21 protein-coding genes, 5 tRNA genes and 1 other RNA gene are annotated in these 22356 nt (G+C 44.0%); 8 read left to right on the forward strand and 19 right to left on the reverse strand.

Annotation, left to right across the window (positions count from 1 at the left end; translation table 11 throughout):
* The first annotated feature begins 48 nt into the window (after window positions 1-48).
* Complete coding sequence (locus tag ACRD7A_RS06255; RefSeq protein ID WP_430810280.1) at window positions 49-1500, forward strand: TrkH family potassium uptake protein; 1452 nt, start codon at window positions 49-51, stop codon at window positions 1498-1500.
* A 131-nt stretch (window positions 1501-1631) separates the two neighbouring features.
* Here ACRD7A_RS06255 and ACRD7A_RS06260 read toward each other — a convergent pair whose 3' ends face one another.
* The 7 genes from ACRD7A_RS06260 to ffs all read right to left on the reverse strand — a co-directional run bounded on the left by ACRD7A_RS06260 (window position 1632) and on the right by ffs (window position 2938).
* Window positions 1632-2246: an L-threonylcarbamoyladenylate synthase gene (locus ACRD7A_RS06260; RefSeq protein ID WP_430810281.1), complete on the reverse strand. Its 615-nt coding sequence runs from the start codon at window positions 2244-2246 to the stop codon at window positions 1632-1634.
* A gap of 83 nt (window positions 2247-2329) precedes the next feature.
* A tRNA-Tyr gene (locus ACRD7A_RS06265) sits at window positions 2330-2412 on the reverse strand.
* A gap of 45 nt (window positions 2413-2457) precedes the next feature.
* Window positions 2458-2530: transfer RNA gene (locus ACRD7A_RS06270), tRNA-Gly, on the reverse strand.
* Window positions 2531-2547: 17 nt separating this feature from the next.
* A tRNA-Thr gene (locus ACRD7A_RS06275) sits at window positions 2548-2621 on the reverse strand.
* 4 nt (window positions 2622-2625) lie between these two features.
* Window positions 2626-2711: transfer RNA gene (locus tag ACRD7A_RS06280), tRNA-Tyr, on the reverse strand.
* Window positions 2712-2763: 52 nt separating this feature from the next.
* Window positions 2764-2837, reverse strand: a tRNA-Thr gene (locus tag ACRD7A_RS06285).
* A 1-nt stretch (window position 2838) separates the two neighbouring features.
* Window positions 2839-2938, reverse strand: an RNA gene (gene ffs / locus ACRD7A_RS06290) — signal recognition particle sRNA small type.
* Between the two features lie 220 nt (window positions 2939-3158).
* Between ffs and ACRD7A_RS06295 the strand changes: the two genes are divergently transcribed.
* The 3 genes from ACRD7A_RS06295 to ACRD7A_RS06305 are packed head-to-tail and all read left to right on the forward strand — an operon-like array spanning window position 3159 to window position 5372.
* Window positions 3159-3701, forward strand: coding sequence for a DUF4199 domain-containing protein (locus ACRD7A_RS06295; protein WP_430810282.1), 543 nt, complete (start codon window positions 3159-3161; stop codon window positions 3699-3701).
* Window position 3702: 1 nt separating this feature from the next.
* Window positions 3703-4653 (forward strand): glycosyltransferase family 2 protein, encoded by a 951-nt coding sequence (locus ACRD7A_RS06300; protein WP_430810283.1) that lies wholly within the window; start codon window positions 3703-3705, stop codon window positions 4651-4653.
* Window positions 4653-5372: a class I SAM-dependent methyltransferase gene (locus ACRD7A_RS06305; RefSeq protein ID WP_430810284.1), complete on the forward strand. Its 720-nt coding sequence runs from the start codon at window positions 4653-4655 to the stop codon at window positions 5370-5372. The genes ACRD7A_RS06300 and ACRD7A_RS06305 overlap by 1 nt, the downstream gene beginning before the upstream one ends.
* Before the next feature lie 222 nt (window positions 5373-5594).
* Here ACRD7A_RS06305 and ACRD7A_RS06310 read toward each other — a convergent pair whose 3' ends face one another.
* From ACRD7A_RS06310 to ACRD7A_RS06320, 3 genes are all read right to left on the reverse strand, one after another.
* Window positions 5595-6056, reverse strand: coding sequence for an NUDIX hydrolase (locus ACRD7A_RS06310; RefSeq protein ID WP_430810285.1), 462 nt, complete (start codon window positions 6054-6056; stop codon window positions 5595-5597).
* Window positions 6057-6125: 69 nt separating this feature from the next.
* Window positions 6126-7034, reverse strand: a complete 909-nt coding sequence (miaA, locus tag ACRD7A_RS06315) for a tRNA (adenosine(37)-N6)-dimethylallyltransferase MiaA (RefSeq protein ID WP_430810286.1) — start codon at window positions 7032-7034, stop codon at window positions 6126-6128.
* 9 nt (window positions 7035-7043) lie between these two features.
* Complete coding sequence (locus tag ACRD7A_RS06320; protein ID WP_430810287.1) at window positions 7044-7583, reverse strand: IS1096 element passenger TnpR family protein; 540 nt, start codon at window positions 7581-7583, stop codon at window positions 7044-7046.
* A 133-nt stretch (window positions 7584-7716) separates the two neighbouring features.
* Between ACRD7A_RS06320 and ACRD7A_RS06325 the strand changes: the two genes are divergently transcribed.
* The 4 genes from ACRD7A_RS06325 to cysK all read left to right on the forward strand — a co-directional run bounded on the left by ACRD7A_RS06325 (window position 7717) and on the right by cysK (window position 11340).
* A complete protein-coding gene (locus ACRD7A_RS06325) occupies window positions 7717-8205 on the forward strand; it encodes a DUF302 domain-containing protein (RefSeq protein ID WP_430810288.1) in 489 nt (162 codons plus the stop codon).
* A 1-nt stretch (window position 8206) separates the two neighbouring features.
* Entirely contained in the window at window positions 8207-8644 is a 438-nt protein-coding gene (locus tag ACRD7A_RS06330) for a c-type cytochrome (RefSeq protein WP_430810289.1), read from the forward strand.
* Window positions 8645-8978: 334 nt separating this feature from the next.
* A complete protein-coding gene (locus ACRD7A_RS06335; RefSeq protein ID WP_430810290.1) occupies window positions 8979-10142 on the forward strand; it encodes a BamA/TamA family outer membrane protein in 1164 nt (387 codons plus the stop codon).
* Between the two features lie 274 nt (window positions 10143-10416).
* Window positions 10417-11340 carry a cysteine synthase A gene (gene cysK, locus ACRD7A_RS06340; protein WP_430810291.1) on the forward strand — a complete coding sequence of 308 codons (924 nt, stop codon included), beginning with the start codon at window positions 10417-10419 and terminating at the stop codon, window positions 11338-11340.
* Window positions 11341-11476: 136 nt separating this feature from the next.
* On the opposite strand, the gene ACRD7A_RS06345 is transcribed toward cysK, so the two are convergent.
* From ACRD7A_RS06345 to ACRD7A_RS06385, 9 genes are all read right to left on the reverse strand, one after another.
* Window positions 11477-12718 (reverse strand): hypothetical protein, encoded by a 1242-nt coding sequence (locus tag ACRD7A_RS06345; RefSeq protein ID WP_430810292.1) that lies wholly within the window; start codon window positions 12716-12718, stop codon window positions 11477-11479.
* Window positions 12719-12727: 9 nt separating this feature from the next.
* The gene (locus ACRD7A_RS06350; protein ID WP_430810293.1) at window positions 12728-13414 is read right to left on the reverse strand and encodes an ABC transporter ATP-binding protein; all 687 of its coding nucleotides are present in this window, start codon (window positions 13412-13414) and stop codon (window positions 12728-12730) included.
* A 31-nt stretch (window positions 13415-13445) separates the two neighbouring features.
* Complete coding sequence (locus ACRD7A_RS06355; protein ID WP_430810294.1) at window positions 13446-14666, reverse strand: ABC transporter permease; 1221 nt, start codon at window positions 14664-14666, stop codon at window positions 13446-13448.
* A 22-nt stretch (window positions 14667-14688) separates the two neighbouring features.
* Complete coding sequence (locus ACRD7A_RS06360) at window positions 14689-15912, reverse strand: FtsX-like permease family protein (protein WP_430810295.1); 1224 nt, start codon at window positions 15910-15912, stop codon at window positions 14689-14691.
* Between the two features lie 80 nt (window positions 15913-15992).
* Window positions 15993-16757 (reverse strand): outer membrane lipoprotein-sorting protein, encoded by a 765-nt coding sequence (locus ACRD7A_RS06365; protein WP_430810296.1) that lies wholly within the window; start codon window positions 16755-16757, stop codon window positions 15993-15995.
* Between the two features lie 159 nt (window positions 16758-16916).
* Window positions 16917-18980 (reverse strand): peptidylprolyl isomerase, encoded by a 2064-nt coding sequence (locus ACRD7A_RS06370; RefSeq protein ID WP_430810297.1) that lies wholly within the window; start codon window positions 18978-18980, stop codon window positions 16917-16919.
* Between the two features lie 116 nt (window positions 18981-19096).
* A complete protein-coding gene (locus ACRD7A_RS06375; RefSeq protein WP_430810298.1) occupies window positions 19097-20359 on the reverse strand; it encodes a hemolysin family protein in 1263 nt (420 codons plus the stop codon).
* Between the two features lie 52 nt (window positions 20360-20411).
* The gene (lptC, locus tag ACRD7A_RS06380; RefSeq protein ID WP_430810299.1) at window positions 20412-20993 is read right to left on the reverse strand and encodes an LPS export ABC transporter periplasmic protein LptC; all 582 of its coding nucleotides are present in this window, start codon (window positions 20991-20993) and stop codon (window positions 20412-20414) included.
* Between the two features lie 7 nt (window positions 20994-21000).
* Window positions 21001-22353: a tetratricopeptide repeat protein gene (locus tag ACRD7A_RS06385; RefSeq protein ID WP_430810300.1), complete on the reverse strand. Its 1353-nt coding sequence runs from the start codon at window positions 22351-22353 to the stop codon at window positions 21001-21003.
* Window positions 22354-22356: the final 3 nt, after the last annotated feature.

Below are 22356 nucleotides of genomic sequence, written 5' to 3' on the forward strand. Positions count from 1 at the left end.
ATGAAAAAGTAACATCTTTGCCCCGCTAATTATTTCGTCAGATATAAAATGCTCAATTCAAGATTTATCATATTGGTACTCGGCTTATTATTGGTTGTCGAGGGTGTTTTTATGTTGTTATCGGCTGGTGTGGCGTTGTTGTATGGTGAGTATGATTTGCCTTATCATCTTACTTCATCGGCAGTGTGTATTGGTGTGGGAGGACTCATTAGCTTAATGCTGCGCAAAGCCCCCAAGAATATTGGTATGCGCGAAGGTTATCTTATTGTGGCGCTTGTGTGGGTTGTATTTTCCTTCTTCGGACTATTACCTTTCTATCTCAGTGGTGCTATCCCTTCTTTTACCGATGCTTTTTTCGAGACCATATCGGGTTTTACAACCACGGGCAGTAGTATCCTTAATGATATTGAGGCCTTACCGCATGGTCTTTTATTTTGGCGCAGCCTGATTCAATGGCTGGGAGGAATGGGTATCATTGTGTTGTCGCTGGCTATACTTCCTGTATTAGGTGTGGGGGGCATGCAAATGTTTATTGCTGAAGTGCCCGGTCCGGCACCGGATAAGTTACACCCTCGGATTACTGAAACGGCTAAGCGCCTCTATGGAATTTATGTGTTGTTCACTTTAGCAGAGGCTATTTTATTGGTTATTGGAGGCATGACACCTTTCGACGCCATCTGCCATTCTTTTACTACTATGGCAACGGGTGGCTATTCGACCAAGCAGGCGAGTGTGGCCTATTTTGCTTCGCCTTATATACAGTATATTATTATCCTGTTTATGTTTATTGCAGGGGCCAACTTTACCATGTCTTACAGTGCTTTGCGTGGTAAATTTATGAAGATTGTCAGGGATGAGGAGTTGCAGGCCTATACGGGTATTATAATTGGTGTTAGTGCGCTTGTGGCAACTGTTTTGTATTTTACCGGGAGTGCATCTTTTGTTGAGCAGGCCTGGCGCGATGGTTTGTTTCAGGTGGTTTCCATCATTACCACTACGGGTTATGCAACCGCCGACTATTTGGTGTGGGCACCTTTCTTAAGTGTCATTATTTTCCTGCTTATGTTTACAGGGGGCTCTGCTGGGTCCACGGGAGGAGGTATAAAAATTGTTCGTATCGTGCTGCTTATGAAGAATAGCTTCTTTGAGTTGAAGCGTTTGGTGCACCCTAATGCTGTTATTCCTGTTAGGTATAATAATCGCGCTGTTAGCCAGGGTATCATCACTAATGTGCTGGCTTTTATCGTTATTTACATGATGACGGTGGGTATATCCATGATTATTATGAGCATTATGGGTTTCGATCTGGATACAGCGCTGGGGGCAGTAGCTACCTCCATTGGAAATATTGGGCCCGGATTGGGTGATGTGGGGCCGGCACTTAACTTCTATGAGGTACCGGCTTTTGGTAAGTGGTTTCTGTCCTTTCTTATGCTGATTGGTCGCCTTGAACTCTTCACTGTTATCCTGCTGTTCTCGCCTTACTTCTGGAAAGGTTAAGGCTGGAGGAGTTGACTTCAATCCCCAACTTATCCTGTACCGTCGTGTAGGATCGTATCTTTACAGCGTTATGGAAATGAAAGATGCGATCCTGAAAATCTATGCTTAATATTATCTCCGGAACTATTTCTTTAAAGTTCTATTTCGCCCTTTCCGTATCTCGTAATCTCCAGCTCATTACCGGTGCAGTCAACGATAGTAGATGGTTCGTTATCGCCGTAGCCACCATCGATTACCGCATCAACCTGATCGCCAAATTTTTCATAGATCAGCTCCGGATCTGTGGTGTACTCCAGTATATCATCCTCGTCTCTTACAGAAGTAGACAGGATGGGGTTGCCCAGTTCTTTAACGAGGGCACGCACAATTGAATTATCAGGCACGCGAATACCGATGGTTTTCTTATTGTTTTTAAACAGTTTGGGCACATTGCTATTGGCCGGTAGGATAAAAGTAAAAGGACCGGGCAGATGCTTTTTCATCAGCTTAAACACATGATTATTCAGGGGCTTGGTAAAATCTGATATATGACTCAGATCGTGACAGATAAAGCTGAGGTTTGCCTTTTTTAGGTTGATACCTTTGAGGCGGGCTACTTTTTCAACCGCCCTGGCATTATTAATATCGCAGCCAATACCATAAATAGTGTCGGTAGGGTAGATGACCAAGCCTCCCTGACGCAGTATGTCCGCTATTCTACTTATCTCCTTTTCGTTGGGATTCTCGGGATAAATTTTAACTAACATGAGATTTTAAATTAATGAGATACTAAAAATAGCAAATATACAGGCATAAAAAAAGGTTCTGCTATTTCTAACAGAACCTTTTGTGGGGAGAGCAGGATTCGAACCTACGAAGACATAAGTCAGCGGAGTTACAGTCCGCCCCAGTTGGCCACTTTGGTATCTCCCCAACTGAAAACTTTCAATAAAAAAGCCACTCCTGAGAATGGCCTTGAGCGAAAGACGGGGCTCAAACCCGCGACCCTCAGCTTGGAAGGCTGATGCTCTATCAACTGAGCTACTTTCGCAATAAATAAAAATATTGAGCCTGTGGAGGGACTCGAACCCCCGACCTGCTGATTACAAATCAGCTGCTCTAGCCAGCTGAGCTACACAGGCAATTTGGTGGGGAGAGCAGGATTCGAACCTACGAAGACATAAGTCAGCGGAGTTACAGTCCGCCCCAGTTGGCCACTTTGGTATCTCCCCATCAATCACTTCAATATTTCTTATTCTTTCTCACAACTCGTTTGTTGTTGAGAGCCTGTGGAGGGACTCGAACCCCCGACCTGCTGATTACAAATCAGCTGCTCTAGCCAGCTGAGCTACACAGGCGGGTGGGTAAGCTACCCATATCGCACTGCTACAACCGTTTACCCTTGCTGCCGCCAGGCCCTGGGGGAGTTCAACAGGAGCTAGTCGTATGGGACTTACCCGTGTTTGTTTCTTGATTGCGGATGCAAAAGTAGGGCAATTTTTTATCCCTGCAAATATTCAGCACTACTTTTTTTGACTGAAATAGCTAAAGTGGTGAAAATGAAAAACAAAATTTTCGTTTTTTTTTCCTCGAACCCGTCCAGAAAGAAATAGGGACAGAATTCATCGTGTTTAAAAGGTAATTTGTATTTTAGATGGCGATAACTTAAAATCTTAATTATGGAAACTCAAAAACCATCCGTTGTTAAAAATGCCATGACCTATGGTTTGTACCTTGGGGTAGTATCAATTGTTTTTACGCTGATTATTTATTTGGCCGGTTTGCTTGGCAACAAAGCCATCGGCTGGCTGTCTGTTGCCATCAGTATTGGTGTTTTGGCATGGGCGATGATTAATTTTCGGGATAAGCAGAATGGAGGCTACTTGCGTTACGGTCAGGGCGTTGGATTGGGCACTTTAACCATGTTCTTCGGGGGTGTTATCTCCGGAGTATTTACTTTCATCCTTTATAAATTTATCGATCCGGGCATTGTTGAACAACTGGTAGCACAGGCTATGGAAGAGGCTATGGCACAAGGAACGCCCGATGCTCAGCTGGAAATGGCCGAAAAGATGATTCGTATGTTTACCAGTCCTAATGCCATTTTAATAATGAGCATTGTTGGAAGTCCTTTTATGGGCGCGATTATTTCTCTTATCTTAGCCGCTATATTTAAAAAGGAGCCACAAATGTTTGATGGTTCACAAATTGAAGAAGCCTAATATGGATTTATCAATCGTCGTTCCCTTATATAACGAAGAAGAGTCAATAAAAGAATTATATGATTGGATTCAGCGGGTGGTGAGCCCGCTGAACTGGTCTTATGAAGTCATCTTTGTAGATGACGGCAGTACCGATACTTCATGGACTGTGATAGAAGAGCTGAAAAGGGAGGCTGCTCCGGTTAAGGGAATCCGATTCCGTCGTAACTATGGTAAGTCAGCCGGCTTATATTGCGGCTTTGAAGCTGCACAAGGTGACGTGGTGATAACCATGGATGCCGACCTTCAGGATAGCCCGGATGAAATACCCGAACTGACTCGTATGGTGAAGGAGGAAGGATACGACATTGTGAGTGGCTGGAAAAAGAAACGCTACGATCCCATTGGTAAAACATTACCCAGTAAGCTGTTTAACCGTACGGTGCGCATGGTGTCGGGTATCAAGCTGCACGATTTCAATTGCGGGCTGAAAGCTTACCGTAATGAGGTGGTGAAAAATATTGAGGTGTATGGCGAGATGCATCGTTATATACCACTTATTGCCAAGCAGGCCGGTTTTAAGCGAATCGGCGAAAAAGTGGTGCAACATCAGGAACGTAAGTACGGAGTGTCTAAGTTCGGTATCGAACGCACCATAAAAGGTTTTTTGGATTTATTGTCGGTTACTTTTATTGCTAAGTTTGGCAAGCGTCCCATGCATCTTTTTGGCGCCTTGGGTACCTTAATGTTTGCCGTAGGTTTCCTTACTGCATTGGGCTTGGGTGCCAGTAAACTATGGTACGTGTATCATAATGTGGCAGCACGTTTACTAACCGATAGTCCTTATTTCTATATTTCTTTGGTGAGTATGGTTATCGGTACACAGCTTTTCCTGGCCGGTTTCCTGGCCGAGATGGTGGCACGTAACGGTCATGAGCGAAATAATTATCATATCTCACAACGTATCGATTAATGGATTTTTACAGCACAATAGTAAGCGCTTACGACACTATTTTTCCGCTTAACCCAAAGCAATTATCGTTTGTGCATGAAGGCTTGGGCCATTGCTTGAACGGCAAACGTATTTTAGATGTGGGCTGCGGCACTGGCTCTTTATCCATCGCCTTGGCGCGCAGGAGTGCAAAGGTTAGGGCTTTTGACTACGACAGTGCCATGGTGGACAAAGCGGAAGAAAAGCGTCCTCAGGCACTCGATTTGCAGTTTCAACAGGGTGATATGAAGCAGGTGGGTGAGTATTTTAAGCCTATGCTGTTTGATGCTATTTTGTGCTTTGGCAATACCCTGGCGCACCTGGATGCAATGGAGGATGTGGAGTCGATGATACAGCAATCGGCTGCCCGCATTAAAGAAGGTGGCAAGCTTATGTTACAGGTGGTTAACTATGATCGTGTTATTTGCGATCGGGTAGAGGCCTTACCCAGTATAGAGGCTGGTAACTGCATGTTTGTGCGTAATTATTCGCATCGTTCTGATGGTAAAATCGATTTCTCAACCGTATTGAAGACTCCTGCAGGGGAAGTTAAAAATTCGGTTTCCTTATTGGTGCTTAAAAAGCAGCCGCTGGAGGCCATTCTCCAGAAGTATTTTTCAAGTGTACATTGTTTTGGTGGTTTCGACCGCTCAGAATGGAAGCCATCAACCTTTCATTTGGTGGTGGAGGCGGTGAAGTAGTTGGAATGCACTCTTGCATATCGAAGAAATGATAAGTGAAAAGTTCAATGTTCTAATGTAGTCGGTGTTAAATTGTTTGATTAATTAATGTTAATCATCATTCAATCAAACACCAAAATCTATAAATGGAAAAACAATTATTGCTTGCAACACTAACATTAGCAACAAGTATTATTCAGGTTAGCGGTCAAAAAGATGATAAGTTATCAATCGGAATTCGCCTTACAACGCCCTAATGCAGTCCGATTTGAGCATCTCAGCCACTATCTTATCTATTGGGAATGTGAATTCTTCGGAATTTAGATGCCTTATGGGCATCCAGCGAAACGACTGGGCTCCATCCACGGCAGGAATATCATTACTATGGTGGCTTGTTTGGATAGGCTCTGTAGTGTTCGTTTTTACCCGGTAGTAGATGCTCATTAGCTGTGTGTTTTCAAAGGAAATAGCTGCCTGAAAGTAGTCGGTGGTATAAAAATGACTTTCAACCTCAATAGGTAGCCCCAGCTCTTCCATAAATTCACGCTTGAGGCAGTCGATCGTCCCTTCTCCAAATTCTAAACCACCGCCCGGAAATTTGGTCATGAGCATGCCTATTCGGTACTCATCGGTGATCAGGACTTCCTGCTGTTCGTTAATCAGCAGTCCATAAACGCGAATATTGAATTGCTTGGGAGTGTCCATAGTACAAAAAAACACCGGGCCTTTCGTTTGTAAACCGCGAGCAAGGATTTGCTTTTTTGGCCCGGTGGGTTAAACTAATTCGATATGAGTATCTACAAATTTAATAATTTCATTGATTTGTGAGGGGTGAAACCAGTTTATTTCCTTATCTCGCCGGAACCAAGATAGCTGTCGTTTGGCATAGCGGCGTGAGTTACGTTTGATCAGCTCAATGGCCTTATCGGCATCATATTCACCATCCCAGTGGGCAAATATTTCTTTGTAGCCTACAGTGTTCAGGGCGTTAATATGCTTTAGGTGGTAAAAGGCTTTGGCCTCATCAAAAAGTCCTTCTTTCACCATGCAGTCAACGCGCTGGTTAATGCGTTCATACAGTGCTTCACGATCCATATCGAGTCCTATTTTCAGGATATGAAAGGGGCGTTTGCGCGCTGTATTGGTACGTAGGCTGCTGTAGGGCTGCCCTGTCATTAGGCATACTTCAAGGGCATGCATCACGCGTTTGTGGTTTTTAAGATCCACCTGATCGTAAAATACCGGATCCAGCATCTTAAGTTGCCGGCGTATGGCATCGAGTCCTTCTTTATTATAGAGGTCCATTACTTCCTGCCTAAGTTCAGGGTCGATGGTGGGTAATTCATCAATTCCCTTGCAAACAGCATCAACATACATCATGGAGCCACCTGTCATAATCACCTGATTTTGGTGGGTAAACAGTTCCTTCAGTAATTTCAGCACATCCTGCTCAAATTGATAGGCATTGTAATAGTCATTAACAGAATGGGTGGCCACCAGGTGGTGTTTAATGGCTGCACGTTGCTCAGCAGTGGGGGCAGCGGTGCCTATTTTTAGCTCCTTAAATATTTGTCGGCTATCCGACGATATGATGTCGGTTTTTAGGTGTTTGGCCAGGGTCAGGCACAGTTCTGTTTTACCAATGCCGGTGGGGCCCACTATAACAATAAGCGTATTTGTCATTTTACTGTTTTAGTATTGGTCGGCGTAGTCGTCCAGGTTCAAATCCGTATCCAGATCCTCAAAATTCATTGAATCCAGCGAGCCGTCAAACTCATCGCCAAACAGGTCTTCATCTGCCATGCCGGTGTCATCCGACAAATCTGCCATTTTTATTTGCTCAGGTGCCTCGCCTTCGTTTCGGTAGCAATTGGCTTTTTTAAGTGTGCCCTCTGCCATCTCAATCACCTCCATGAAAAAGGCTCGTTCCGAGAAGAAGTCGAAAACATAGAGCAAACGCTGCCCTTCTTCAAACAGAAAATCAGATATTAAGGTGTCCTGCATCACCTTTAAGGATTCATTGGCTCCCTCGCTCATGTCAAACAGGGTGATTTCCGTTTCCTTGTTCCACTCATTATCAGTAGTGAAGAAGGAAGCCATCTGCGTGGCATCGTAATCGTTGGTATGTTGAATGCAGGTGTGTAAATCAGCGAAGCTTGCCGTATCGTCAATAGCAATCTCCTCAACGAAACTTTCAACCTCGTTCGACAATACCCTCAAGTAAATAATCATTGCGCTTGCATTTTTTGTTGCTTGGTCAGATTGGCAAAAGTATTAAAAATAACAGTTACGGAGTGTGTTTTGTTATCACAAAGGGCTAAACATTGACTATTAAAAGTTGTTATAGTAGTAAAAAATACAAATTATGATGGAACGATTTATTTTTATATTGATTGGCCTGATTGTGGGTGCAGCCATCACTTTTTTCATTATTAGATCCATGGCACCCAAAATGATGCTCGTGGAGAGCGAAAGCAAATACAGTTTTGAGGAAACTTTACAGCGTTTGCAGCAGGCCATTGACCAAAAGGGATGGAAGACACCGGCTGTACACGACCTTCAGGCTACGCTGGCCAAGTTCGACTACGATGTGCGAAAAGTAAAAGTGATGGCGGTCTGTCAGCCTGATATAGCCCAGAAGATACTGAGTCGTGATGATGAGCGCATTGCTTCCTCACTGATGCCTTGCCGTATCTCCGTATATGAGAAAAGTGATGGTAAAGTGTATGTATCTCGCCTCAATAGCATAAAGATGGGCAGTCTTTTTGGCGGCGTTATTGAAGAGGCAATGGATATTGCCGGTCATCAAAGTGAAATGATTATCCAAACTGTCGTAAAAGACAAAAAAGCGTAATATGCATAAATTAATTGGTGCATCACTTTTAGTGGTGGGCTTGGTGGCTTGTGGGCCTTCAGGAAACAAGAAAAGTGCGGAGAAACAGGCATCGAACCCTGTTGAGACCCCAATAACCCTGGATGAGCATCCCGGAAAGCAAGCCTACCTGCGGCATTGTATGGCATGTCATCAGCGTAATGCAAACGGATTGCCCGGCATGTATCCGCCATTGGCGAATAATAAGATGGTATCCGGCGATCCTTCGCCACTGATTGATATAGTGTTAAATGGCATGAGTGGTGAGATTGAGGTGAACGGTCAGAAATATAATGGGGTGATGGCCAGCTATCGTAATTTATCGGATCAGGAAATTGCCGATATACTTAATTACTTGCGCACAGGTTTTGGTAATGAAGGTGCTGAAATTGTGGCTTCTGATGTAAAGGCGCTGCGCTAAGGTACTCAATTACAACAATTTGTAATTATTCGCCTGGAAGTGATAACGCATTATCCGGGATCTTGCATTTAAACGATCATTCACCTAACGCTATTGGGTTCCGTTTTTGATATAAATTTATCCTCTTCTGAATATTAGCAGGGATGCAGTTGGGCAGGAGGCTTGTTAAAGCAACAAAGCGTTTGTTTTATCGCGAGCAATTCTGAATATATGAATTAGCAGATGGTTAATTTTAGCTACTTTTGCCTTACTATGCCACCTTCAGCAATAGGAGGTGGTGTAATGTAAACGTTAGATAAATCATTCGAAACCTCAATCACGACAAAACGAAGGAATGCGAGTACAAATCTTTTTTTTATGGGTGTTATGCGGCCTTTGTAATCAGGTAATGGCGCAGGAGGAAGTAGTCATTGATACGCTGGATGCTAGTTTGGTGGAACAGGCGGCTTCGCTTGTAGAGGATGTGATTGATTTTGTCACCATTGAGAAGGGACGCACTACTCTTTCCTTGTATCCGATGGCTGGTTTTTCGCCACGCACAGGGTTTATCATTGGCGTAATGCCGGTATGGCGTATTCGTCCCCGACTGAATGAGTCCTCTGATTTTTATCGACCCACCACCATTGCGCCTTCAGCTAAAATTTCTACCAAGGGGATGTATGAATTTGACTTTGATGTTCAGGCCTTCACGGCTAATCGTTGGATGTTTATCTCAAAGTTTCAATACATGTTTCTTCCTGATGAGTTTTATGGCATTGGTAATCAGCAGAAAGATCCGCCTTTTTCGCGCTATGATATTAACCGAATAGCTTTTAAAACCGATGTACTAAAAGGCATTAGCGCCAGTTGGTTTCTGGGGCTTCGACTCGATGTTAATTATGATGATTTTACCGATGTGGAGGGAGAGCTTCTCAATCCCTCAATACCCGGTTTTGGTGGAGGATGGGCCAATGGTATAGGGCCGGCTTTGGCTTACGATAATCGCGATGATCAGCTATACCCCACCAAAGGTTGGTTCGTTATGTGCTCATCGGCTATTTATGATGGTTTTATGGGTAGTGATTACGCCTTCACAAGTACCAGTTTGGATGTTCGTAAGTTTGTGTCTTTGCATGCGGATGTTTCCATTTTGGGTTTTCAGGCTATGGTGAATGCTACCACAGGCGATGTACCTTTTTACAAGCTGTCATCTATTGGCGGAAACCGTATGCTACGCGGCATAGCCCATCCTTATCGTTATATGGATAGGCATTCGTGGTTTGTGCAAGCTGAGTGGCGGCGTCATATTTGGTGGCGCCTGGGTACAGCACTGTTTACAGGAACGGGGAAAGTGATGCCTGAATTTATGCAGACTCCTTTTTCGGATTTACATTGGGTAGCCGGTGCCGGCGTTCGCTTTAAGGTGCTGCCCGATGAGGGACTGAACTTTCGTGTTGATTTTGGCGTATCTAACCACGGTGACAACGGTGTGTATTTCACATTGCGTGAGGCTTTCTAGTGGAGCGTTCATAATGTTTTCCGGAACGGTTCCCTATCACAATACACTTGTACAGAATCGTTCCGTAAAAGCCTTATAAATATGGTTCTTTCAAAACTTACTACTTGACATTTATTCTCCAGCCGGACACTTGGATGCGAGCGGTGCTTTACAGTTTTGGGACCTCTATTGGATTCAAAGAGCCTGTATTTTTGTTTTGGTGCATGAACAAAAAGGATGGTCAACGTATTTTATTTATATCATAACAAAGCATTGACAATAAACCATAATCAGAATGATGAAAATTGCTAAGAATGTAAATGAGTTAATCGGTAATACCCCCTTGGTTCGCATTAACCGCCTAAGTGAAGATGCTCATGCCGAAGTGTTGGCCAAGCTTGAGTTTTTTAATCCGGCCGGCTCGGTCAAGGATCGTATTGCCTATTCCATGATTAATGATGCGGAACAGAAGGGCTTGTTGACTAAAGATACGGTTATTGTGGAGCCCACAAGCGGAAATACAGGGGTTGGATTGGCCTTTGTAGCAGCCGTTAAAGGCTATCGAATAATACTGTGCATGCCTGAAAGTATGAGTATGGAACGGCGTAAACTGTTGATTAAGTTTGGTGCTGAGCTGGTGCTTACACCGGCTGAGAAGGGAATGAAGGGAGCCATTGAACAGGCTGAGCAGATTGCTGCCGAGCTACCCAAGTCATTTATTCCCCAGCAGTTTAACAACGCTGCTAATCCTGCTATTCACCGATGCACAACGGCCGAAGAGGTGTGGGAAGCTACCGGTGGTGAAGTGGATATTTTTGTGGCGGGTGTGGGTACAGGAGGTACGATAACCGGCGTGGGAGAGGTCTTGAAAGAGCGTAATCCAGCTATAAAAATCGTTGCTGTTGAGCCGGAAGCATCACCGGTTTTGTCGGGTGGTCAGCCCGGGCCGCATAAGATACAAGGTATTGGTGCCGGTTTTATTCCCGGAGTATTAAATACCAGTGTGTTGGATGAAGTGATTAAAGTACCTAACGAAGCCGCCATTGAAACGGCACTTAAGGCGGCGCGGAAAGAGGGCATTTTATGTGGTTATTCATCCGGTGCTGCTTTATATGCTGCTCTTTTACTAGCTAAGCGTCCTGAAAATAAAGGGAAACGTATTGTAGTGATATTGCCCGATACGGGAGAGCGTTATCTTAGTACTTTTAATATTGATTAAAACCGATCTTTGGTTTTTATTCTGTGGCTTTAATCCACAATAGGTTTACTTAGCGCACTTTGGAAAAGCTTTAGATTTTAGTAGCCAACAGAGGTAGTCTAAAATTTAAGCTTTTCTAAGGTGCGTGGTTTTGATTCTAAAAGTTGTATTTAAACCTCAGATAGCCCGAATGAATACCTTGGCGCTTGATCTCATTGGTGAGGCTATCGGGAAAATAGCCGTTGAAAAACTGCCAGTAAACTGATGCACTGAAATTATCGGCTACGCTATAGGTCCAGGTGGGCCCCAGGAAAATACCTTTAATATCGGGATGCGGATACCAGATGCCTGCCAGCGAAAAGGAGGAGAGGGGACTTGCCTGAAACAGTACACTTCCGAGCAGCTGAAAGGGTGAAGTAGCCAGATCTTTAACAGATTGGGGCGGAGCATAGGCATCGTAGAATATAATCTCCTTGTCTTTGGGAAGTTTAGCCAGCATCACCTCGCCCTGGATGGTCCATTTTGAATTTAATGAATAGTCCATCCCGGTAGATAGCATTACGACACCTGAGGTATCGGCAAAGTTTTCAAAGGGTTGGTACCAGGCTAATTCACCACGCCAGCTGGCATCTTTAACATAGCCCGACCATCCGAACCCTAGAGCCAGATCATGACTCAGCAAAGTGCCGCCAATAAACTGAAAATCATAATTCCAGATGTTGGCATTCCATTTCAGGGCGGCAGATACATGCGATGCACTGTCGATATTGGCCACCAGTTCGATGGATGAAGCTGCCCCCGTGTAATACATGGCACGGATGGCATCTGTACCCGGTTTTTCCTCATAATCAAAATCAAAGTACGAGTAGGTATTAAACAGGTCGTTGGGATTGAAGGCAAAGGTCTTTCCCCAGTTGATGCGTTGTTTACCAACCGTGATATCCAGGTTGCCGGATGAGTATTGGGCATATAAGCGATCGAAAGCCAGATTAAGGATATAACTGTTGCCCACAGCCACATTCCGGGCCGGGTTAAAAAAGTTACCATTCTTCTCATAGCTGTCTTCCAATTGACCGGTCCAATCCAACCGTACCTGGTCGCCTATGATCAGACGGTTGCGCATCTGGGTCGAGAGGGTTAAGTGTTCATTGACATACCAGGACAAGTTTAAGCGGTTTTGAAAGTAGATATTGGTATTGTATAGATGTTTGTCGTCTTTTGTCAGAAAATCAAGGCTGTCGGGCACTTCAAAAGGCATGTCTGAGATCGAAACTGACTGCATGTTGACCAGGTAGCCGTTTATAGTCAGCTTCTTGCCGGCATCTGCATATTGGGCCGATACAATTAAGTGTAAGCTGACTAATGCAAAAGCGATAATGATCGTTTTAAGTTGAATCATTGAATTAATTTATCCTTTGCGTTCGTCTTTAATGATTTTACCATCTTCTAGCTGGATGACTCGCCGTGCTTTATTGACCACCCTGGCATCGTGGGTGCTGAATATAAAGGTGATGTTTTCTTCGCGATTCAGTTTTTCCATGATGTCGAGTAATGTCTCGGTAGAGGTTGAATCGAGGTTGGCAGTTGGTTCATCGGCCAGCACAAACTTAGGTTTGGATGCCAGTGCACGCGCTACAGCCACCCGTTGCTGCTGACCGCCCGAAAGCCTTGATGGCCTGCTGTCAATGCGCTCACCCAGTCCAACTTCAGTCAGCAGATCAATGGCCCTTTTCTCCCGTTCTTCCTTCGGTTTCCCTTGCAGCTGCATGATAAACTCCACGTTTTCTTTGGCTGTCAACACCGGAATCAGGTTATAAGCCTGAAACACGAATCCGATGTTATGCAGGCGAAAATCGATGAGTTCTGTTGACTTAAGGTCATTTACCATGGTATCGCCAATACGGATCGTTCCTTCGGTGGGTTGATCCAAGCCACCCAGCATGTTTAAAAAGGTGGTTTTCCCGCATCCCGAAGGACCAACAATAGCTGTAAATTCGCCTTCCTGTATCTCCAGATCGATGCCTTGAACGGCATGTACTTTTACCTCTGAATCGTTATATATCTTGGTCAGTTGTTTTACTTCAATGACATTCATGATCTTGATTTTTTGATGTTACTAGCTACTATTACATATCGATGCGGAGGGCTTCAGCCGGTTTCAGTTTTAAGGCTTTCAGAGCCGGGTAAACAGCGGCCAGCATACCTGTGACAAAAACCATCACAACCACATCCACCACATTCTTGATTTTAAGCACGGGGTAAACAATGGAGTCGTAGCCCATGGCACCAAAGCCTTCGGATACAATTGAAATATCGATTCCTGAGCTCGCCGTGGCAACTGTTACAACGATTCCAATAATGATACCTACAACACCGCCAATCAGTGATAAAAATACGGTTTCAATCATGATCATCTTAAAAACACGCGATTTATTCATGCCGATTGACATGAGCATCCCCAGCTCTTTGGTGCGTTCGAGTACGGCCATCAGCATGGTATTAACAATGCCAAAGGTTAGCGCCAGCAGGATGATGATCATGAAGATATACATCGAGATATCCAGACTCGATTCCAGCATGGATACCTCGGGCATGATTTCGCGCCACTCTTTAATATCCAATTGCGCATAGTCTGATTTCAGATCAGACAGAATATACGGAACATCATCGGAATGATTCAGGAGCACCGCTATTTCGTGCCCGGCATTACTGTCGGCACCGTATAGTGCGGTCAGGTCTTCCGAACGCACGAACGCATTGGTATTATCATACATATTGTTGGATGTCTGATAAATGCCGGCCACCCTGAAGGAGGCCCCCGAGATGTAACCTGCAGCATCGGCAAAGGTAATCACCACCTTGGAGCGAACTTTCAGCTTCAGTTTATCGGCCAGCTTTTGTCCAATCACTACCGGGTTACGTTTGATGCCTGCAAAGTAGGCACCATCAATAATCTTCGTGTACAGGTTAGTGACCTGAGATTCTTTGTCCGGATTTACACCCATCACTTTAATTCCGGCAGAGGTGGTTGGCGACTGAATCATACCCTGCACAATAAAACGAGCGCAGGCTGCCTTAACGGAGTCTCTGGCGGTTATGCTATTAGCCAGGTTGATGGCGTTGGGCATATAGTTTTTTTCATCAGGCTCTTCGAGGTAGCCTTTCTGATGAAGCTGGATATGTGAAGCTTCGGTTGATATGGCCGAATTGATACGCTGAATGGCCATGCCATTATAAAAGGCATAATTAAACACACCTGTAAATATGCCCAAAGCGATGGCTAACAGGATAACCAGGCTCCTGGTTTTGCTTCGCCATACGTTACGCCATGAGATTGAAAGTATCATGATTTAAGTTTTTATCGTTATGTTATGCTCTAAGTGCTTTGGTTACCTGTAAGCGTTTAATCTTGCTGATGGGGTAGATAGACACCAAAAGGGTGATGCCGAAAACAATCAGAATCTGTCCCCAGAAAATCATAGGATCGTTACCAAAATAGATAGCTGGCTCCATGCCGAATTGTTCATATACATCAGCCACTTCGCCGGTTAATGGGATAGGGTTGTTCACCATCCACCAAACCAGCGGTACACTGATGGCAAATCCGGAAGCTACGCCCACTACGCCAATAAGCATGGTTTCGTAGAACAGTACTTTGGCCAATTTTAACTTATTCATGCCCACAGCCACCATGACGCCCAGTTCCTTACGTCGCTCGGCAATCATCATAATGACAGTAGAAAATACACCAAACCCAATCAGGATATACAGGATGCCTTTCATGATATAGCCCTGCCCCTTATCGCCTTCGATCATCTGCTTGGTAACAGGATCCATCTCATCCCAAGTCATCACTGAGTAATGGCTGCCAAGGCTCGAAGTGAGGTGATGTTTAACAGGATAAACGTCGTCAAAATTATCGACTGTTAATACCAGGCTCGTCACCATTTCTGGTGCTGAAAAAAACGTACGGGCACGATCTAAGGATATATAGGTTCCAAAGTTATTCATGGTTGGGAAAGGAAATTTCAGTATCCCAACAACCGGAAACAGTCCACTTGCACTATAGCCATGATAGCCCTGGCTAATTAAAGCAAGGGTGTCGCCCAGTTGCACGTCCAATGCCTTGGCCAGATTGATAGCCATCAGAATACCATCATCTCCGGCTTTCAGATAGCGGCCTTCATGCACCCATTGTTTGAGCCGGGTCAATTGGTTTTCTTCAGCTGGTTCGATACCAATAAGCATACCGCCTTTGGTATTGTTACCATACGACATCAAGGCAAAAGATTCCATTCGTGGCACCACCAAATCGACTGCTTTATTGCTAGAGACGGCATTAAGTAGTGAGTCGGTAGGGATAAATAAATCATCGATGGATTTTGTTTCCCAATAGTCGGGGTGATGGATCTGTAGGTATCCTGAATAGAAGCTCACTACATTATCAATCATTTTTGAGTAGGTGCCGTTTTGCATCGAACTCATCAGGGTGCTTAATATCACTCCGAAAAAGATTGAGGCGACTGTAATTAATGTCCGGCGCTTGTTTCGCCATATATTGCGCCAGGCCAGTTTAAATTCATTGGTTGCCATCGTGCTACTTTTTAAAGTTTTACAACATTTTAAGCATGCTGTAAATAGTCTTGATACTTAATACTTTTCGGCATTAGGGCTTAGCGAATGTGTTTCATGTTTTGTTGCGAGAAGAAGTTATCATCAATTGGCACGTTAAATTCGATGCGCTGAATGTTGATAATGGTTCTTTGGTTGGGTTTGTCAGCCGGGATTATTTCAAACTGTGATGGTAATACGCGCCCGCCAATCGTGGTGATGTTATGTGCCAGTTCTGTTTTTACTAAAAACGCGTCTTCATCGTAATATTCCACCTTCATTTGAAGGTATTCATCTTTGGTAATCCACATAATTACTTTGCCCCAAACAACAGCGGCCTCTTCAGTGGGGATTAGTTGAATATGATAACAATCCAGTTCGTCAATTTTTTCTTCGCCAAGCAGGGTGTGATGATAATCATCCACGATGGATGATTTCTTCAAGGCATCATCATTGGTATAATCCGATCCCATCCAACCTTGCGACATCATGGAAGGCGGTAGTTTGATCATACGTGATATCCGGGGATTCCAGTTCCACATCTCACGGTCACGCTTCAGGAAGGTTTGTCCTTTTTCCTGCGCCGGACTGGTTACCAGTGTTAGTGCAAGCTTAGTGCCTTTGGTCCAGTTTTTAAACGCCAGGTTTCGCTCGTAAGTAGGACGTTTAATAGTCATCGACATTACCGAGATGCTGGATTCTTCCCCTTCCATCTTTTCATCGGCTTTTTTAACAATGGCTTTGGCATCCTGCGCGCTTACCGGGATGAAAGCCATGATACCTATAAAGAATAGTAGGATTTTAACAAGTATTGAAGGTGCTTTCATAGCGATCATTTTAAAGAGTGTATTATTTTCATCATTAAGATACTAAAAATCAACTGTGTGATCTATTTAGCTGCTATGATTTTGCTGTCCTTATTATTTTAAAGAACAAAAAAAGGCGGAACATAGTGTCCCGCCTTTTCTTTTATATCATGATGGATTTTAGAAGAACTTGCTTCTTTCATCATTAATCTCTGCTTGTTTGCGAATGGTTTCAGTAGCCTGGTAATCTACCTTGAAACCATTGCTCTGTGACAACTGAGCTCTTTCGGTGGCTACATCAGTTGTGTTGGGTGTTACATTGTTAACCTTAACTACGTAAACACCGTTATTGCCCGCTACGGGTTGGCTCAACTCACCTTGTTTGGTGCTGGTGGCAACGGCTACCAAGGCAGGCTCAACGCCGGCTCCCGGAACCTGGAAGGCGCCAAAATCGATTTGGCTGGCACTCATTACTTCACTGTCAATATTAGCAGCCAGTGCAGCGATGTCACCACCTTGCTTTTTGCTGTTTAACTCAGCAATTAGCTTGTCGGCTTTTTTCTTGTTGCGTAAAACTCTTTCGATACCGCCCTGAACAGCAGCTACAGACTGGTAGCCTGCTTCTTTTGCATCAGATAAGAAGGCAATCACATAAGAATCGCCAAACTCAAAAATAGGTGACATATCATTAATGTCTGCTTCAAAAGCCCAACGTACCATTTCGCGTGAGTGCTCCATGTTGTTCACGGTGCGATCGTTGGCTCTAATGCTTCTGCCGTAGCGCTTCACCAGGTTATCAGCGGTAATGGCTTCGTCGAATTTCTCAATAGAGTTGTTCAAAGAAGCGAATTTCGCTGCCTGAGCATATACTTTTTGGTTGGTCTTGGTGCTATAAGTAATATTGCGCTCAAGAGTAGCAATATTGTACTTCGTTACCGGCTTACCTTTATCCTGCACATTAATAATATGAATACCGAATTGCGACTCCACCTTAACAATGGCACCTTTGCGGTTTTCAAAGCAGGCATCGTTAAATGGTTTCACCATAGCTCCATCAGCAAACCAGCCCAGGTCACCCCCATTGATTGCCGAACCCTGATCGCTTGAATGCTTGCGGGCCAGCTGAGCAAAGTCAGCACCGCTTTTTGCCAATGCAAATAAGCTATCGGCCAGTGCCGGGTCGTTCACCAAAATGTGACGGGCTTTCACTGAATCAGGAATCTGCTTAATGGCTACGAGGCGTGAAAGTTTGTAAGTCTCATTTTCCAGATAAGGGCCATATACCTCATTAACCTGCGCATCTTTTACAAAACCCTGCAAAGTAGAGCTCAATTGTTCCAGTTTCAGGTTTCGATCTATGTAGTTGGCTTCCGAGTTCATGTTAACATACTGGATGGCGTCCGTTTGAGGGTCTTCAAATTCTACTTTTGATTTCTCAATCCACTCTTTGGCCATCTGGCGGTCTTCCTCCGATGGTTTTACATCGAAAGATACATAAACCACATCGCGCATCGCCTCTTGCTTGTAGTTTTCCTTGTGCGTGTTGTAGTAGTCTTTTATTTCACTCTCCGAAACGTTAACAGCAGAATCAGGAAGTGAAGAGTAACGTTTCACCACAAAGTCAAAATCCACTTTGTTGGCTTTCGCCTTCACGGCCGCCTCGGCTTGTGCGGTGGTAACGAACATACCCTTTTTAATTAACTCGCGGTATTTGTTAAACAGACGCTCTTTTTTAATCTGCTTCTCCAAAAACAACCAATAGAAGTTGGCGTTAGGATCCAGATTCTTCTGCTGCAGAAAGTTAATTACCTGTGCTTTATCAAATACGCCGGTTTGTGGGTTCGTAAACATCTGACGAATCTGTGGGTGTACGTTTTTACCGGTTGCCATCTCGTAGATTTCATCCGGAGTAACGGCAATGCCCAGGTCTTCATACTTTTCATTCATGATAACATCCTGCACCATTTGATTCCATGCTTGCTCGCGTATCTGGTATGAAGTATTTTCATCCAGTGCCGATGAGCGAGAATTCAACTTGTAGTAGTCCTCAAGCTCTGTTACATATTTTTGGTATTCAGGATAAGATACAGATGTTCCATTTATTTCAGCAATCTGCATGTTACGTCTTCTAAATATGGAATCTCCCGAACTCATTAAATCGCCCAGCAAAAAGGCTAAAAGTCCTACCGCAATTACAACGATGAGTAATCCAGATTTATTTCTAATTCTCTCTAATGTTGCCATTCTGTTATTACTTAAAAAATTATGTAGATTTTAAAATCAGGTTACGAATATACAAAAAAATGGGACACACGAACCTGCGCATTCATCTTTGCATCGATAAAGTTTCTTATGCGACCCTAATCCGTTTTTACAATTACCTTAACCAGCTCTATTTTAGCGTTGCTGGCGGCTAATATCTGAAAAGTAAACGAGCCAATAACAATTACTTCGTTGGCCTCGGGGATGGATTGATTATGCGCCAGTATAAGCCCTGCAATGGTTTCGTAATCATCTGATTGAGGTAGGTTAATGGGGTATTTCTCATTCAAATAGTCGATTTCGAGGCGTGCTGAGAAGTGGTATTCAGTTTCACTCAGCTGCTCTTCGATGTGCTCCATAATATCGTGCTCGTCATTGATCTCACCAAATATCTCTTCCAGGATATCTTCGAGCGTTACAATACCTGCAGTGCCCCCAAATTCATCTACTACCAAAGCAATGCTCTTGTGTTCTTTGGTAAATAGCTCCAGTACTTTGTTGGCCGTCATGGTTTCCGGAATGATGGATATGGGGCTTACAATGTTGCGTAGTTTCTTTGGGTTTTTGAACAGAGAAGATACATGTACATAGCCAATGATATTGTCAATACTGTCTTTGTACACCATTATTTTAGAAAGACCCGTTTCAATAAATTGCTGTCGCAGGGGTTCCAGCTCCTCATTAACCTCAATCACCTGCAGATCGGTGCGGGGTATTATACACTCGCGTATTTTTAGCTTAGAGAAGTCTAATACGTTTTTTAGTAGCTTAATCTCGGTTGCTCCGGCGTCGTCTTTATCACTTTTTTCGTGATGCTCGGTAAGGAGGTTGTCCAAATCCACTTTACTCAGCATCCAGTTGGCCTGTTCGGGTGCCTTTCTCGCCTTCATTACCACTTTTATTATTACCTGAGAGATGCTCATGGTGAGGCGGCTCAGGGGGTAGAAGAGCAGATAAAAGAACATTAGCGGCAAGGCAAAAACATTCAGGATAAAAGTGGGGTGAATACGAAACAAGGTCTTGGGCAGAAACTCTGCCGTAATAAGAATAATAAGTGTTGAGATGGCTGTCTGTGTCAGCAGCAGGATAATATTGGAGTCGAAGTAGCTGACGATGGCCGGCTCAATTAATTCGGCCATGTGAAGACCATAGATTACCAATGCCACGTTGTTTCCAATAAGTATGGTTGACAGGAAAATGCCCGGGTTGTGCACAAAGCGATCGATGATGCGTGCCGGTAGGGGGTGTTTTTTCTTATTCAGCTCAAGCAGCAATTTATTGGAACTGAAAAAAGCCATTTCGCAGCCCGAAAAAAAGGCAGAAAAAAGAAGGGTAAGCGCGATGATTAAATAATGATTCATGTTTCGTAGCTGAATGCTTGGAAAAGAAAGATAGGAAAAAACTTATGAATTGCTATTCTTCATCAAATTCTATATCGCCCGAGAGGTTTTTAATCCGCCAATTATCCATGTTTTGGTCGGCTTCAAATCCGGTGCCGGTATAAATGCTATTATCCTGTGTGATGGTCACAAACTTTTCAGAATATATTTTTTCGCTTTTCATGTCCCAGAAAAGTTGCTCGGTATTTAAAACTTCGCCTTTTTGGTTCATGGCTTCTACATCAATAGTTAGCTCCCAGAGTTGCTTTTTCTCAAAGAATATCGCTTTGCGGCACTTGATTTGGGCATCCACCTCCCCATTACTTTGATACATGATGCAATGCAGGCCCTGTGGAAAATCACGGTAAGGCTCTTTTTTGCGGTCGTAAGTAAGCATGGATGGGGTGATAAAACGGATCTTTACTTTGCCCGAATCGGTTAAGATCGTTTCTAATTCTTCTACCACCAAGGAGGGTATCTCTTCCCAGTTGGTGATGGCTGCAATCTCTTCCGGTTTGTTGGACTGGCAGGATGACAGTAAAAAACAAACAGCAAGCAGTATAAAACCGCTTGCTGCACATGTTGTTTTGGTAATATTATTAACGATTGGTATCAAAACGTTGTTATTTAGCTCTTACTGTTGTGTTAACGCCAATCCATCCACCTACTTTGTATGAATCACCCACCTTAAGTCCCTGGAAGAAAATCTCCTCGGTATTTGGGAAGTACTGTGAGTAAAGTGCGATGTTTTCATTGGCTTCGGCCAGGCTTTCTGCATCAACGGCTTTTGCCTTGGCAAATTGATCAACGGCTGCCCAATAAGCAGTTTTGTGTTCAAATTCATTGGATCCGATTGATTGGGCACTCGCTGCATAAGCTTTTCCAATCAGAATGTAAGGATCGCCCCAGTTACCACGCAGAGCAATCGCTTTACTAGCTTCAGCACGCGTTTTGCTGTACTGCTTCTTCGACATGTAGATAAGACCCAATGTATTGTGGTATTTGGCCTTGCTGTCAGCGTCCTCCTCCAAAGAGATGGCTTCAGTTAAAAAGCTAATCGCTTTGTCGGTATCGCCGGTTTTCATGTACATGCGCGATAAGCCAAATGCCGATGATGCTGAAGGCTCAATGTTGTGCAGGTACTCCGATGATTGATAGAAAAGTTCTGATTCTCCACAGTCGCCTTTGGCCAGTAGACGGTTAACACGCTTTAGCCAAGCCAGGTCGTCGGTGTGGTCGGCCAGTTGTGGGCCAAAAATCTCCGCCAGTGTTTCGCAGTTAGCAGCGCCACTCTGAGCAAATATTTTTTCAACATTCACAATGGTTTCCTGAATTTTGTCTGCGTATTTGGGCAAGGCTGTTTTCTGAGTGTTCAGTGTTTCAGTTACACTTGTATAGATGTTTACCAGCTCTTCGCCTGACAAATTATCCAGCTTGTACATGGCTGCACTGTTAATCATATAGGTTAACAAAACAGGATATTGCGTCTTAACCCCCAACTCTTTGTAGGAATTTTTCAAAAGCGGCTGTACTTCTTTAATCACGGCTGCATCATCGCGTCCATAACGTAGCATGGTAATGGCTTTTTTACCCATGATATAGGCCGTTGGGTAGCGCTTATCATTACCAAAGTATTTGGCGCGCTGATCGTATACCTTCATCAACAGGTCGTAGTATGCGGCTTTTTTGGCAGCGTCTTTCTCCTTGCGGTACAGTGACTCTACGATACGCTCTCCGTGTGAATATAAATTCTTATTGGATGCCGGACATTCGTTAAAGGCAATTTCCCACTTGGGATATGCTTCCGCGTAATTCTTTTGTTTGTAATACTCATAATATAGCGAGAGATTTTCCAGGCATCGCACGCTATCTTCTCCGTGGCCAAATTTTGACCCATCTTCCACTCCTTTTTGAGCGTATACAGAACCTGTGAATAAAAGTCCTGCGATTAGTAATGTAGCAATTTTCATTGGCATGGT

The sequence above is a fragment of the Carboxylicivirga longa genome (assembly GCF_050589825.1).
Taxonomy (GTDB): Bacteria; Bacteroidota; Bacteroidia; order Bacteroidales; family Marinilabiliaceae; genus Carboxylicivirga; species Carboxylicivirga longa.